Origin of the sequence: Myxococcus sp. MISCRS1 (assembly GCF_026626605.1) — a bacterium.
GTDB classification, from domain to species: Bacteria; Myxococcota; Myxococcia; order Myxococcales; family Myxococcaceae; genus Myxococcus; species Myxococcus fulvus.
In genome coordinates, this window is record NZ_JAPNKB010000001.1 from 6146617 (window position 1) to 6161022 (window position 14406).

Here is a 14406-nt window from a genome sequence, read left to right on the forward strand (position 1 = left end):
TCAGAGCGAGTCGAGGAAGGCCACCAGCGCCTCGCGCTCCTGGCGCGACAGCGCCTTCACCTGCTCGCGCGAGGACTCGGCCTCGCCCCCGTGCCACAGCACGGCCTCCAGCGGCGTGCGCGCCCGTCCGTCATGCAGGAGGCGCGAGTGTCCGCTCACCGTCCGCGTCAGGCCCAGGCCCCACAAGGGCGGAGTGCGCCACTCGCGGCCGCTGGCGAGGAAGTCCGGACGTCCGTCCGCGAGCCCCTCTCCCAGGTCATGCAGCAGCAGGTCCGAGTACGGCCAGATGAGCTGCCCGGACAGCTCCGGGTAGCCCTCCAGCGTGCCGGTGGTGACCGACGGCTTGTGGCACCTGGCGCAGCCCACGCGGTGGAACACGGCCTTGCCCTGGAGCACCCGGGCGTCGTCGACGCCCGCGCGCGTGGGGAGCGCCACCGTGTGCGAGTAGAAGTCGAGCGCCGTCAGCTGCCGGTCCGTCACCTCGGGTTCACCGCCGTGGGGCGCCGCGAGGCACACGGCCTGCGCCTCGGTGCACGTGTCCTTTGGAAACAGCGTGGTGGTGAGGCCCAGGTCGCCCAGCAGCGCGGACGCGTTCTGGTGCTCGATGTCCGGCTGGTTGGCCTTCCACCCGAAGCGGCCCAGCGCCACGCGGTTCGTGCGCCCGTTCCACACGCGGTTGACCCGGCCGGACACGCCGTCGCCGTCCGCGTCGTCCGGGTCCGCCCACGCCAGCAGCGTCTCGTTGGGGATGGCCGCCAGCAGGCCCAGGCCCACCATGTTCTGGGCCACGCGCGCGGACATCATCGTGTCCGCCGACAGGGGCCCGTAGGCCAGGTCCGTCAGCACCAGCGTGGGGGACTGGAGCGTGTAGGGCTCCCCGTCCGCGAAGGTGCCGGAGACTTCGGTCCACTCCACCCGCGCCTGTCCCTCCGCGGGCACGCCGGGGATGCCCCGGGGCTGGAGCTGGTCTCCATAGGTGGGCTCGGGCACGGGCTCGCCGTGGGGGCCGGTGCCCGGGATGGACAGGCGCACGAGCAGCGTGTCCGCCACCTCGTCGCCCTCGGGCGGACGGCCGCGGCCGTTGCCCAGGTGGCAGGCGAGACACGAGACGGAGTGGAACAGCGGGCCCAGGCCGTCCCGGTCCTGCTGCGAGGTGCTGGGCGCGCGCACCCAGTCCGCCTCGAAGACGGACTCGCCCACGAAGAACTCGGCGCGCCGGGCCAGGCCGAGGTTGGCCGCCGGCTGGGTGAAGGCGCCCGCGCCCGTCACCGTCACGCTGGTGGCTCCGCCGGGGTGGTCCTCGCCCGCTTCCACCACGTCGAAGCGGGGCGGAGGGGGCGGCTCGGGAGGAGGCGGCTCCGGGGGCGGCTCACCCGGAGGCGTGATGGAGGGCGGGGCCCCGGAGTCACCGCACGCGGCGGCGGCCCCGAGGAGCGCCAACAACAGACCCAGACCGACGGCGTGCTTCACGGCAGGGGGACCGGGATGGGGTCGGTGTAGGACCAGCGGTCGATGACGCCGTCCGGGCCGAGCGAGCCGTTGAGGTTCCAGCCCCAGGCGAACACCGAGCCGTCCTCGCGCACGGCGATGACGTGGGTGGCGCCCATGCCCATGGCCGTCAGCGGCGTCAGCGTCCCGGAGGAGGCGCGCGCCTCCAGCTCGTTCGTCTCCTTGATGCCGATGCCCAGCTGGCCGTTGAAGTTCGAGCCCCAGCCCAACAGCGAGCCGTCCTCGCGGCGCGCGAAGCTGTAGTTGCCGTTGGCGAACACGGCCGTCGCGTCGGTGACGCCCTTCACCTTCACCGGGGTGGCGCTCTCGCCGCCCGCGCTGAGCGCGCCCGTGCCCAGCTGGCCGGTGGCGTCCAGGCCCCACGCGGACACGGTGCCGTCCTTGTGCACCGCGAGGATGTGGTCGCGGCCGTTGGCGATGTCCACCACGTCGGTGATTCCCGGGACCTGGCCAGGCAGCGGGTGGCTGTCGCTGTCCACCACGCCCGTGCCCAGGTTGCCGTAGTCGTTGCGGCCCCACACCCAGACGGTGCCGTCGGCCTTGAGCGCCACCGAGTGCATGGAGCCGCCCAGCACCTTCACCACGTTCGTCAGGCCCTGCACCGGCATCGGGTAGCCGCGCGCCACGGTGGTGCCGTCGCCCAGCTGGCCGTTGGCGTTGTTGCCGAAGCTCTGCACCGTGCCGTCCTCCATCAGGATGAGCGCGTGGCGGAAGCCGTTCGCCACCGACACCGCGCCCGTCAGGTTGGGAATCCTCGTCGCCACGTAGCGCGGGGTGACGTCGGGGGTGCCCGGCGTCTCGCCCGAGGGCGGGGTGGACAGGCCCAGCTGGCTGTCGTTGTTCTCGCCCCAGGACCACACGCTGCCGTCGGCCGTCAGCGCCATGGCGAAGTTCTGGTTGAAGGCGATGGCCGTCGCGTTCTCCAGGCCCGGCACCGGCTGGGGTTGGGTCTGGTCCGTGCGCACGTCGTCCCCCAGGCCCAGCTGGCCCCGGTTGTTGCGGCCCCACGTGTACACGCGGCCGTTCTTGAGCGTGCCGCTGTGCAGGCCACCGGCCGAGGCAAGCTGGCCGAAGTGGAACGACACCGCCTGCTCGGCCTCATTGCCCGCCGCGTCCCGGGCGTGCAGCACCACGGTGTTGCGGCCGGCGCGCGGCGTCACCTCGAAGGACACCGGCTCGCCCGCGGTGGCCGGCAGCGTGAGCGCCTGCTCGGTGCCGTCGTTGAGCGTGTACGCAAGCTGGGTCACCGCCACGTTGTCCGTGGCCGTGAACTCCACGTGCATCCGCCGCACCGTGGTGGCCACGCCCTCGCGGGGCGAGCGGACCTGGACCACCGGCGCCTCGTCGAAGCGCAGCGCCAGCGTGCGCTCCGTGCGCGCGCCCGTCTGGTCCACCGCCGCCAGGGTGATGTCGTTGTCGCCCTCCCCCAGGGTCAGCTCCAGCGTGAAGCTCGCGCTCGTGGGCGTGCTCGTCTGGAACTCCACCGCGCGCGGCTCGCCGCCGTTGAGCCGCGCCGTGAGCTCCGCGAGCCTTCCCGGCGCGCTCACCGAGCCTTGCAGCTTCACCTGCGCGCTCTCGGCGCTGGCGCCGGAGACGTGCGAGTGCAGCTGGACGTACGGCGCCACGGGCACGCCGGGCGTGGTCTCCACATCCGACCCACACGCCGCCAGCCACACGGCCGCCAGCGCGAGGACACAGGCTCGGGACTTCATCAGGACTCCTGGTTTGTTGAGTTTTATTGAGATTGATTTGCAGAGTCAGAAAGTGCCCGAGCTCATACCCCTCGCACCTCGGGGCACGCAAGCGGCCGGCGGCTCAATTTGGCGTTTGCTCCCGGGGATTTCCCGAGGGAGAAGCACCTGCCGGAAAGCCGGTGAAGTGCTTCAGCTTCCGCGGAGTGGGGCTGAAGTCGGGGTACGCGGAGCTTTGGGGGCAGGGTGCCCATCCACTCGGGAAGCGTGGGGGCGTCCGAGGGCTCGCACTGCGGGTGCCTGTCCCAACGTACGATTGTCGACCACTGGAAGGTGGCGGACGGGGGGCCTCGCCGTTCTCTTTCCCGCCCGGGAAATCGCTCTAGGGTCGCGGCTCGTCTTCAGGGGAATCCATGGCAGAGGTGCTCGTCGTCGATGACAGCAAGGTGATGCGGGACATGGTGGTGGCCTGCCTCAGGCCCTACCCGGGGCTGAACTTCACCCATGCCTCGAGCGGGCTGGAGGCCATCGAGCGGTTGTCGCTGAGCCCGTACGATTTGCTGGTGCTGGACCTGAACATGCCGGACATCGGAGGCATCGAGGTGGTGGAGTTCGTGCGGGGGCAGGACAAGCTGCGCACGCTGCCCATCATCATCGTGACCACGCGGGGGGACGAGGCGTCGCGCGCGCGGGCGCTGGAGGCGGGCGCCAACCGCTTCATGACCAAGCCCTTCACCCCCGACGCCATCCTCGCGGAGGCGCGGGGGCTGCTGGAAGAGACGCGGGCTTGACCGCTTCCGTGGACCTCGCGGACTTCCTCCCCGCCTATCTGGCGGAGGTGGAGGAGCTGCTCGACTCGGCGCACCGCCACCTGCTCGCGGTGGAGGCCAGCGCGCGTCGGGGCGCGGCCCACCCCAAGGCCGTGCGGGAGCTGTTCCGGGCGCTGCACACCATCAAGGGCCTGTCCGCCATGGTGGACGTGGAGCCCATCGTCTCCATCTCTCACTGGATGGAGACGTCCCTGCGTCAGGCGGACCAGGCCGGCGGCCGGCTCCCGGAGTCCAGCGTGGAGCCGCTGATGGAGGGCCTGCGCGCGGTGGAGCAGCGCATGCGCCAGCTCGCCTCCGGCAAGCCCGCGGCCCCGGTGCCCTCGGGGCTCCTGGAGCGGCTGGAGGCGCTGGAGGCCTCCGAGACGGCGCCGGCGGCCTCGCGGCCCGTCGCGGTGGTGCTCGACGAGACGCTGGCGCTCGGCGCCAAGCTGACGCCCACCGAGCGCGAGCAGCTCACCGCCACCGCGGGCGGCCGCCGCCCCGTGCGGGTGGACTTCATCCCCGGCGCCGAGCGCGCCGCCAAGGGCGTCACCATCAACAGCGTGCGCGAGCGGCTGGCGGCGCTGGGCGAGCTGGTGAAGGTCGTCCCGCTGTCGGGGCCCGTGCCCGGGGGCGGCTCGCTCACCTTCGTGCTGCTGCTCAGCACCGAGGCCGCGGACGGCGTGTTGATGGACGCCGCCGGGGGCGAGCCCGCCCTGGTGCGCCCGCTGGCCGTCGAGCAGGCCCTGTCGCCCGTGCCCGTGGTGAGCACGCCCGCGCGGCTGGACGGGGAACTGGACGAGGAGCCGGAGGAGCTGCGGCGCGGGGGCGGCACCCTGCGGGTGGAGGTGTCCCGGCTGGACGAGGCGCTGGAGCGGCTGGCGGCGCTCGTCGTCAACCGCTCGCGGCTGCAGCGCGCGGTGGCGGACCTGACGGCGGCGGGCGCGCCCACGCGGGAGCTGCGCGCCATCCTCCAGGAGAACTCGCGCCAGCTGCGCGACATGCGCGCGGCGATCCTCCGGCTGCGCATGGTGCGCGTGGGGGACGTGCTGGAGCGGCTGCCCCTCCTGGTGCGCGGGCTGCGCCGGGCCACGGGCAAGGCGGTGCGGCTGGAGCTGGACGTGGGCGACGCGGAGCTGGACAAGGCGGTGGCGGACCGGCTGATGCCCGCGCTGGTGCACCTGGTGCGCAACGCGGTGGACCACGCCCTGGAGTCGCCCGAGGAGCGCCGCGTGCTGGGCAAGGCCCCGGAGGGGCTGGTGCGCCTGGCGTGTCACGCCCAGGCCAACGGCTTCGTGGAGCTGCTCGTGCGCGACGACGGGCGCGGCGTGGACGGGGCGGCGGTGGCCAGGCGCGCGGGCGCGCCGGCCCCGCGCACGGACGATGACGTGCTGGAGCTGCTCTGCCGGCCGGGCTTCTCCACGCGCGAGTCGGTCACCGCCACCAGCGGGCGCGGCATGGGCATGGACATCGTCCGGCGCATCGTCGTGGACCAGCTGGGCGGGGAGCTGCGCATGGAGACGCGGCCCGGCGTGGGCACGACGTTCCGGCTGCGCGTGCCGCTGACGATTACCCTGCTGGACGCCATCGTCTTCGAGTGCGCCGGCGCGCGCTACGCGGTGGCGGTGTCGTGCGTGGAGGAGCTCTTCGAGGTGGACGCCTCCCGCGTGGTGCGTCCCCCGGGCGGCCGGGGCGTGGCCCTGGTGGAGCGGCGCGGACAGGCGGTGCCGCTGCTGTGGCTCGAGCGGCTGTTGGGGCAGGGGACGGCCAGCGCGGCGGACGCGGTGCCCGCGCGGGCGCTATTGGTGCGTCAGCGCGGGGAGTTGGTGGCGTTCGGCGTGGGACGGTTGCTCGGGCAGCAGGAAATCGTCCTGCGCCCGCTGGAGGACCCGTTGGTGAGGGTGCCCGGCGTGTCGGGCGCCACGGACCTGGGAGATGGCCAGCCCACGCTGGTGCTGGACCTGCCCACGCTGGGCGCGTCGCGCCGGGCAGGGGGCGGGGGACGAGAGGAGCGCGCGACATGAGCGTGCTGCATGTGGTGTTCAAGGTGGATGGCGCCGAGTACGTGCTGCCGGCGTCGAATGTCCTCCAGATGGAGTCCTTCAACGGCGCCACGCCCGTGCCGGGCGCGCCCTCGCACGTGGCGGGGCTGGTGCAGGTGCGCGGCCGGGTCATCCCGGTGGTGGACGCGCGGCGCAGGTTCGGCCTGCCGCCCGCGGAGCGCTCGCTCGACACGCGGGTGGTGGTGGGGCAGCTGGGCGCGCGTGTGGTCGGGCTGCTCGTCGACAGCGCGCGCGAGGTGCTGAAGGTGGACCCGGGCCAGTTCAAGCCGCCGCCGCCGCTGGTCACCGAGGGCGCGCAAGGTTTCGTGAAGGCCGTGGCGCAGGTGGGTCCGCGGCTGGTGATGCTCATCGATTTCCCCCGAGTCATCGGGGAGGAGACGCCGGATGGCGACGCAGGACACTGACGCCCCCAAGGGGCAGGACGACGCGCGGGGCCTGGCCGAGCGCCTGGCCCGGAGCCTTCGCGAGAGCACCACGCTCCTCCAGGAATTGGAGGCCATGGCCACGCGCGTGGCGGGCAGCGGCAACGAGCAGGCCGCCGGCACCGAGCAGGTGCGCGCCGCCATCGAGTCGGTGGCGAGCCACGTGGAGCAGACGGGGCTGGCGGTGCAGTCGCTCGTGCGCACCCAGCGCACGGTGAGCGACTCCTCGCGCCAGCTGCAGCAGGAGTCGGAGGCGACGGCGGGCTCGGTGGAGGAGGTGAGCGCGTCGGTGTCGTCGGTGCGCAAGGACGCCACCCACCTGGCGACGGAGGCGGACACCACCGCGGCCACGCTGGAGCAGGTGTCGCGCTCGGTGAAGGGCGTCAGCTCCAACGCCGAGGACCTGGCCGCCTCCAGCGAGGAGCTGCTCGCGTCCATGACGGAGATGAACGCCACCGTCGCGGACCTGGTGACGCGCAACCAGTCCGGCGCCGCCTCCGCCGAGCAGGTGGGTGCGACCATCGAGGAGATGGCCAAGGGCATCGCCCGGCTCGCCTCGGACGCGCAGGGCGTGGGCGAGCGCGCCACGCAGGTCGCCCACGCGGTGGGACTGCTGGGCCGCTCGCTGGGGGACGTGGCGCGCGACTCCACCTCCATGGCCTCCAGCGTGGAGGAGGTGGCCGCCACCGCGGAGGAGCTGGCGCGCAGCGTGCGCGGCGTGGCGGAGAGCGCGCGCGTGCTGGAGACGCACGCGACCTCCAACGCCTCCGCCATGGAGGAGGTGGCCGCCAGCGTGGAGGAGGTGGCCGCCACCGCGGAGAAGAACGCCGCCGTGGTGGACGCCAACGCCTCCACCATCGAGGAGCTGGCGCGCTCGGCGCAGTCGGTGGCCAAGGCCGCCGAGGCCATCAACGGCCAGGCCGCCTCCGGGGCCACGGCCTCCACCCAGCTGGAGTCCTCCACGCGCCGCGTGGCGCAGATGATGGAGGAGGCCCGCGCCACCGCGGACCGGGTGGGCACCATCGCCCGAGAGGGCGGCGCCACGGTGGGGCGCTCCATGGCGGGCTTCGGCCGCATCCGTCAGTCCATCGTCGAATCGTCGGGCGTGATGAAGGAGATGGCCAAGCGCGCCGAGGAGATTGGCGACATCGTCCAGACCATCAACCTCATCGCCGACCGCACGAATCTCTTGTCCCTCAACGCGAGCATCGAGGCGGCGCGCGCCGGGGAGCACGGCCGGGGCTTCGCGGTGGTGGCGGAGGAGATTCGCGCGCTGGCGGACCGGGCGGCGGCGGCCAGCTCGGACGTGGCGAAAATCGTGCGCGGGCTCCAGACGACGGCGCGCGAGGCGGCGGCCGCCACGGGCGAGGGCATGCGCGCCGCGGACGAGGGCTCGGCGCTGGCCTCCGAGGCGGAGAAGGCGCTGACCACCATCCTCAAGGGCGTGGATGACCTGGGGCAGAACGTGCGCGAGGTGAGCCGCGCCACGGGCGAGCAGGTGCAGGCGGCGCAGGCGCTGGCGCAGGGCAACGTGCGGATGAGCGAGCAGGGCCGCGTCATCGCCGCGTCCGCGACGGAGCAGGCCCAGGCCGCGCAGTCCCTGTCCCAGGGCGGCTCGGAGATGCGGCGCATGGCGCGCCAGACGATGCAGGCCTCCGGGGAGCAGGCGCGCGCGCTGCGCGACGTGGTGCGCGCCAACGGGCAGCTCGCGGAGGTCTCCCAGAAGGTCGCGCGCGCGGTGCAGGAGCAGGCCGCCGCGTCGGCGGACCTGTCCAAGGCCGCGGCGCAGATGCGCCAGTTGGTGCAGACCGTCAGCAACGTGGTGGGGACGCAGAGCAAGGAGACGACGGGCGTGAGCGCGCTGGCGCAGGACATGGCCAGCTCCACGCAGCGCACGCTGGCGGGCCTGTCCGAGCAGGCCAAGGCGGCGGCGGAGGTGACGCGGGCCATGGACGCCACGCGCAAGGAGGTGGCCCAGTCCGCGCGCGGCATGGCGGAGCAGGCGCGCGCGCTCAAGCAGGGCGAGGCGGCCAGCCGTCAGGTGGCGCAGCTGGCGGGCTCGGTGACGCGGGCCACCGACGAGCAGGCCCAGGCGCTCGTCGCGCTGGTGAAGGGCGCGGACGAGGTGCGCCGGGTGGCCAAGAGCACGGCGCGCGCGCTGGACGAGCAGGCGGAGGTGCTCGGCTCGCTGGCGGTGTCCGCGCAGCGGCAGGCCACCGGCATCGCCTCCGTGGCGCGCGCCAGCGCGGAGGCCACCCAGGTGACGGAGGGGCTGGCCCGGGGCGTGGAGGAGATGCGCACGCGGGCGCGGGAAATCACCGTCACCACCGCGCAGCAGGTCCGCGCCGCGGCGGGCAACGCGGCCGAGGTGCGCGAGGTGTCCAACCGCCTGGGGCAGCTGTCGCGGCTTCAGACGGAGCAGCTGGAGAGCCTGTCCCGGATGGGGGGCGTGAGGCCCCCCGAGTCGGCGGGTGTCGAGTTGACGAGGGAGCGGCAGGCATGACGGCGACGACGTCTTCGGCGGTGGGCGCCTCGCCCCTGTTCCTCTCCGCGGAGGACCGGGCGCAGGTGGACGCGGTGGAGCAGCTGGCGCGCGGCGGCGCGGACAACCTGGCGCGGCTGGTGGCCGGGCTGGACACGCCGAGCTGGGCGGTGCGCCGCGCCGTCGTCGCGGCCCTGGCGAAGCTGGGCACCCAGGCGGTGCCGCCCCTGTGCGAGGTGTTGAGGAGCCGCCGCGACAGCGAGGCGCGGCTGGCCGCGGCGGTGGAGGCGCTGGTGGCCTCCACGGGCGCGGTGGAGGAGTCGCTCGAGGTGCTGGCGGACAGCCCCGTCGCGGCCATCGTCTGTGACGCGGCCCAGGTGCTGGGCCGCAGGCGCAGCCGGCGCTCGGTGCCGCTGCTCGCCCGGCTCACGGTGCATCCGGACGACAACGTCGCGGTGGCGGCGATTGAGGCGCTGGGCCGCATCGGCGGCGGGGCGGCGGTGGACGCGCTGCTGGCGGCCCTGGGCAGCGGCAACTTCTTCCGCATCTTCCCCGCCATCGACGTGCTGGGCCGCTGCGGCGACCCGACGGTGGTGCCCGCGCTGCTGGGCCTGCTCGCGGACCCCTTCTATTCGCTGGAGGCCGCCAGGGCGCTGGGCCGCACGGGCCAGGACGCGGCCGTGCCCGCGCTGGTGGGGCTCTTGCGCCGGGGTAACGACAGCCTGGTGCGCGTGGTGGCGGTGGCGCTGGTGGACATCCACGAGGCGCAGGTGCAGCGCTTCGGCGGCGCGCGCGCGGTGCAGGCGGCGCTGCGCTCCGGCGGGGACCTGTCCGTGCTGGGCCGCAAGCTGGCGCAGGCCATCAGCACCGCGGACTCCGCGGAGCGCGCCGCGCTGGCCAGGCTGCTCGGCTGGATTGGTGGCCAGGACGCGGCGGCGGGGCTCTTGCGCCTGCTCGACGCGCCGGACCCGACGGTGGCGCGCGCGGCGGCGGCGGCCCTGGCGGAGCTGGGCTCGGACGCGGACGAGCAGATCCTGCAGGCGCTGCGCGACGGGGACAGCGCCCGGCGCCGGGTGCTCCTGCCGCTGGTGGGGCGCCGCGTGGCGTCCGTGCCGGAGGTGCTGGTGTGCCTGGAGGACCGGGACGCGTCGGTGCGCGCCATGGCGGCGGACACGCTGTCGCGCATCGGCGACGCGTCCGCGGTGGGCGCGCTCTTCGAGCGCCTGGTGGACGACGACCCGCGCGTGGTGCAGGCCGCCACGGGCGCCATCCAGTCGCTGGGCAGCGACGACACGGAGGCGCTGGCGCTCCAGGCGGCGCGCTCTCCGGACGCGCGGCTGCGCCGGGCGGCGCTGCGCATCATCTCCTACTTCGGCTATCCGCGCGGGCTGGAGGTGCTGTTGTCGGCCATGCGCGACTCGGACGAGCGGCTGCGCGACGCGGCCATCTACGGCCTGCCCTTCATCGAGGACCCGCGCGCGGTGGACGCGCTGCTCACGGCGGCCACGCACGAGTCGGAGCGCACGCGCGCGGCGGCCATGCGCGCCCTGGGACAGACGCAGAAGGAGGCCCGCATCACCAGCATGCTGCTGGGAGGCCTCAATGATCGCGACCCGTGGGTGCGCTACTACGCGTGCCAGTCGCTGGGGAAGCTCAACGAGGAGGCCGCCGCGGACGCCATCGTCGCGCTGGCGGACGACGACGCGGGCCAGGTGCGCGTGGCCGTGGTGGACGCGCTGGCCCACATGCACACGGAGAGCGCCATGACGGCGCTGCGGCGCGCGGCGGCCAGCGCGGACGCGGACGTGCGGCGCGCGGCGCTCCTGGGCCTGGGCGTGGCGCGCCGGCAGGACGCGCTGCCGGTGCTCCTGGAGGCCGCCTCGTCCGAGGACGCGGCCACGCGCCTGGTCGCCCTGTCCGCGGTGGCCGAGTACGAGGCCCCGGAGACCCTGCCCGCGCTCCTGCGCGCCGCCAGCGACCGGGACGACAGCGTGCGCAGCGCGGCGGTGGGCTTCCTGGCCACGCGGCCGGGCATCCCCTCCACCCAGGCGCTGGTGTCGCTGCTGGGAGATTTGACGGTGCGCGAGCGGGTGGTGAGCGCGCTGGCCCTGCCCATGGAGGGACGGCTGCCGGGGCTGCTCGCCGCGCTGGACGCCGCGGACGAGGTGACGGCGCCGCTGCTGGTGGCGGCGCTGGCGCGCATGCGCCGGGCGGACGCGCGCGCGGGCCTGCTCCAGGCGCTGGAGACGGCCAGCCCCTCGGGGCGCCGCGCGGCGGTGCCCGCGGTGGGGGCGCTGGGCACGGTGGAGGCGCGCGACGCGCTGGAGCGCGCCTCGCTCCGGGACGAGGACGAGGAAGTGCGCCGCGCCTGTCTCGTGGCGCTGGGGCGGTGACAAGGACGCCATGCCTTCGTTGCCGATGTCTCCCCAGGTGTTCGCCATCCTCGCGGCGCTCATCGAGCAGCGCGCCGGGCTGCACTACTCGCCCGAGGACCGGGAGTTGATGGCGGACAAGGTGTCGGACCGCGCGCTGGAGGCGGGGTTCGACTCGTTGCTCGACTACTACTACTTCCTTCGCTACGACCCGGCGGGCGCCGAGGCGCTGGACGCGCTGGTGGACTCGCTGCTGGTCCACGAGACGTACTTCTTCCGCGAGGCCCAGCCCCTGCAGGTGCTGGTGGAGGACGTGCTGGTGCCCCTGGCGAAGCAGGGGCGCAAGCCGCGCGTCTGGTGCGCGGCGTGCTCCACCGGCGAGGAGCCCCTGACGCTGGCCATGATGCTGGCGGACCGCGGCGCGCTGGCCGGCGTGGAAATCGTCGCCAGCGACTTGAGCTCCCGGGTCCTGGAGCGCGCGCGCGCGGGGGACCACAACCTGCGCTCGCTGCGCGCCCTGCCTCCGGGCGTGGAGGGGCGCTGGCTGGAGCGCGGCGTGGAGGGGCGCGTGCGGGTGAAGCCGGAGCTGGTGGACAGGGTGCAGTGGATGCGCGTCAACCTGGTGGACGAGGCCGCGGTGGCGCGGCTGGGCGCCTTCGACGCCATCCTCTGCCGCAACGTGCTCATCTACTTCCAGGACGCCACGGCGCGCCGGGTGGTGGAGTCGCTGGCGAGCGCGCTCAAGCCCCACGGCCAGCTGCTGGTGGGCACCTCCGAGTCGCTCATGCGCTTCGGCACCGCGCTCTGCTGCGAGGAGCGCCGGGGCGTCTTCTTCTACAACAAGGCGGACACATGATGACCCCGGCCCCCATCCGCGTGCTGGTGGTCGACGACTCGGCCTTCGCGCGCAAGGTGCTCAAGCAGGTGCTGTCCAACGCGCCGGACATCCAGGTGGTGGACACCGCCCGGGACGGCCTGGACGCACTGGAGAAGGTGGCGGAGCTGTCGCCGGACGTGCTCACGCTGGACCTGGTGATGCCCAACCTGGACGGGCTGGGCGTGCTGCGCGCCCTGTCCTCCATGGAGCTCGCGCCGCGCGTCGTCGTGGTCAGCAGCGCGGGCGAGGAGAGCGAGCTGGCGGTGGCGGCCCTCCAGAACGGCGCGGTGGAGCTGGTGCACAAGCCCACCGCGCTGGCCACGGACCGGCTCTACGAGCTGGGCGCGGAGCTGGTGGAGAAGGTGCGCATCGCGGCCCGCGCCGCCCGGCGCCCCGTGGCCTCGCCCGTGGCCCCCTCGTCCTTCGCGTCCCCGGACGCGCTCCCGCCCGCCCGGCAGCTGGTGGTGGTGGGGACCTCCACGGGCGGCCCGCAGGCCCTGACGAAGCTGCTGTCGGAGCTGCCCGCGGACTTCCCCGCGCCCATGGCGCTCGCGCTGCACATCCCCCCCGGCTACACGGAGGCGGTGGCGCGGCGGCTGGACGCGCTGTGTCCGCTGGAGGTGCGCGAGGCGGAGGACGGCATGGAGCTGTTCCCCGGGCGCGTCGTGCTCGCCCGCGCCGGCCAGCACCTCAAGGTGGAGCGTCACGGCGCGCTCAGCCTGGTGCGCCTGGACCGTCACCCCCTGCGCATGCCCCACCACCCCTCCGTGGACGTGCTCTTCCAGAGCGCCGCCCGCGTCTGGGGCAAGGACACGGTGGGCGTGGTGCTCACCGGAATGGGAGACGACGGCCGCGACGGCGCGCGCGCCATCCGCGAGGCGGGCGGCGTGGTGCTCACCGAGTCGGAGAGCTCCTGCGTCGTCTACGGCATGCCCCGCGCCGTCGACGATGCGGGCCTGGCCACCGCGAGCGCGCCCCTGGGCGGCATGGTGGAGCTCCTGCGCTCGCACCTGCACTGAAATCCCTGGAAGCGAGGGTGGGGAGAGCGTCGCCCGCTCTCCTACACGGCGAGGGGGAGAGGGAGGCCCCGCTGGAGGGCGAGCGATAGATTTGGGCCTTCACTGTGGCGTAAGGCACACTGCGCGCCATGCTCCGTTACAGCGCCGACATCCGCACCCTCCTCTGGTGCCTGGCGATGCCCGTGGTGGCCCTCACGATGTTCTGGGACCCCGGGCTCATCCCCTACCTGTGCCCGCTGGCGTGCTACCTGGCGCTGTCGGCGGGTGTCATCGCCCACAACCACAATCACTGCCCCACCTTCCGCAACCGGAAGATGAACGAGGCGATGGGCATGTGGCTGTCGCTGTTCTACGGCTACCCGACCTTCGTGTGGATTCCGACGCACAACCTGAACCACCACAAGTTCGTGAACAAGGCGGGCGACGCCACCATCACCTGGCGCTACTCGAAGAAGCACAACTTCCTCGTCGCCTTCTTCTTCCCCTTCGTCTCCACCTACTGGCAGCAGGAGCCCACCAAGGCCTTCATCGACAAGGCCCGCGCGCGCAACCCCGCCCTGTTCCGCCAGATTGTCCTCCAGTACGTCGTCTGGGGCGGCACCCACGCGGCGCTCGTCGCGCTCGCCATCTACCTGCACGGCATCGGTGGTGGCCTGCGCGTCTGGGCCTTCGCGTTCCTGATTCCGGCGTTCTTCTCGCTGTGGACCATCATGTTCTTCAACTACATCCAGCACGTCCACGCGGACCCCTGGAGCGAGCACGACCACAGCCGCAGCTTCACCGGCCGCCTCATCAACTTCTTCCTCTTCAACAACGGGCTGCACGCGGTGCACCACGAGACGCCGGGGCTGCACTGGAGCCTGTTGCCGGAGGCGCACGCGAAGATTGCCGCCTCCATCGACCCCCGGCTCAAGCCGGTGAGCTTCTTCGGCTGGTGCTTCCGCTCCTACGTGCTGGCGCCGCTGTTCCCCCGCTTCGGCACCACCCAGGTCGGCCGCGCGCCCTATGACCCGCCCCAGGGCGGCGCCGTGGACGTGTCCTTCGGCGACGAGCTGCAGGCGGTGGACTCGGGAGTGAACGTCGCCCGCGTCTGACGTCGCCCGCACCGAAAGGTCGGGCTGATTCTCTCTGTCCTGTATTCCTCACCTCTCCCTGGAATCCG

At 73.6% G+C, this 14406-nt stretch carries 10 protein-coding genes; 8 read left to right on the top strand and 2 right to left on the bottom strand.

Annotation, left to right across the window (positions count from 1 at the left end; genetic code table 11):
* Entirely contained in the window at nucleotides 1-1470 is a 1470-nt protein-coding gene (locus OWM54_RS24430) for a di-heme oxidoredictase family protein (RefSeq protein ID WP_267699053.1), read from the bottom strand.
* Nucleotides 1467-3221, bottom strand: coding sequence for an RCC1 domain-containing protein (locus OWM54_RS24435; RefSeq protein ID WP_267699054.1), 1755 nt, complete (start codon nucleotides 3219-3221; stop codon nucleotides 1467-1469). Before OWM54_RS24435 ends, OWM54_RS24430 begins: the two co-directional genes overlap by 4 nt.
* 392 nt (nucleotides 3222-3613) lie before the next feature.
* Between OWM54_RS24435 and OWM54_RS24440 the strand changes: the two genes are divergently transcribed.
* From OWM54_RS24440 to OWM54_RS24475, 8 genes are all read left to right on the top strand, one after another.
* Complete coding sequence (locus tag OWM54_RS24440) at nucleotides 3614-3991, top strand: response regulator (protein WP_141330663.1); 378 nt, start codon at nucleotides 3614-3616, stop codon at nucleotides 3989-3991.
* Nucleotides 3988-6033 (top strand): chemotaxis protein CheA, encoded by a 2046-nt coding sequence (locus OWM54_RS24445; RefSeq protein ID WP_267699055.1) that lies wholly within the window; start codon nucleotides 3988-3990, stop codon nucleotides 6031-6033. Before OWM54_RS24440 ends, OWM54_RS24445 begins: the two co-directional genes overlap by 4 nt.
* Nucleotides 6030-6476: a chemotaxis protein CheW gene (locus OWM54_RS24450; RefSeq protein ID WP_267699056.1), complete on the top strand. Its 447-nt coding sequence runs from the start codon at nucleotides 6030-6032 to the stop codon at nucleotides 6474-6476. The genes OWM54_RS24445 and OWM54_RS24450 overlap by 4 nt, the downstream gene beginning before the upstream one ends.
* Nucleotides 6457-8997, top strand: coding sequence for a methyl-accepting chemotaxis protein (locus OWM54_RS24455; RefSeq protein ID WP_267699057.1), 2541 nt, complete (start codon nucleotides 6457-6459; stop codon nucleotides 8995-8997). Before OWM54_RS24450 ends, OWM54_RS24455 begins: the two co-directional genes overlap by 20 nt.
* Nucleotides 8994-11369: a HEAT repeat domain-containing protein gene (locus OWM54_RS24460; RefSeq protein WP_267699058.1), complete on the top strand. Its 2376-nt coding sequence runs from the start codon at nucleotides 8994-8996 to the stop codon at nucleotides 11367-11369. The genes OWM54_RS24455 and OWM54_RS24460 overlap by 4 nt, the downstream gene beginning before the upstream one ends.
* 10 nt (nucleotides 11370-11379) lie before the next feature.
* Entirely contained in the window at nucleotides 11380-12204 is an 825-nt protein-coding gene (locus OWM54_RS24465; RefSeq protein WP_223751905.1) for a CheR family methyltransferase, read from the top strand.
* Complete coding sequence (gene cheB, locus OWM54_RS24470; protein WP_267699059.1) at nucleotides 12201-13244, top strand: chemotaxis-specific protein-glutamate methyltransferase CheB; 1044 nt, start codon at nucleotides 12201-12203, stop codon at nucleotides 13242-13244. Before OWM54_RS24465 ends, cheB begins: the two co-directional genes overlap by 4 nt.
* Before the next feature lie 128 nt (nucleotides 13245-13372).
* On the top strand, nucleotides 13373-14338 hold the full coding sequence (locus OWM54_RS24475; RefSeq protein WP_267699060.1) for a fatty acid desaturase family protein: 966 nt from the start codon (nucleotides 13373-13375) through the stop codon (nucleotides 14336-14338).
* Nucleotides 14339-14406: the final 68 nt, after the last annotated feature.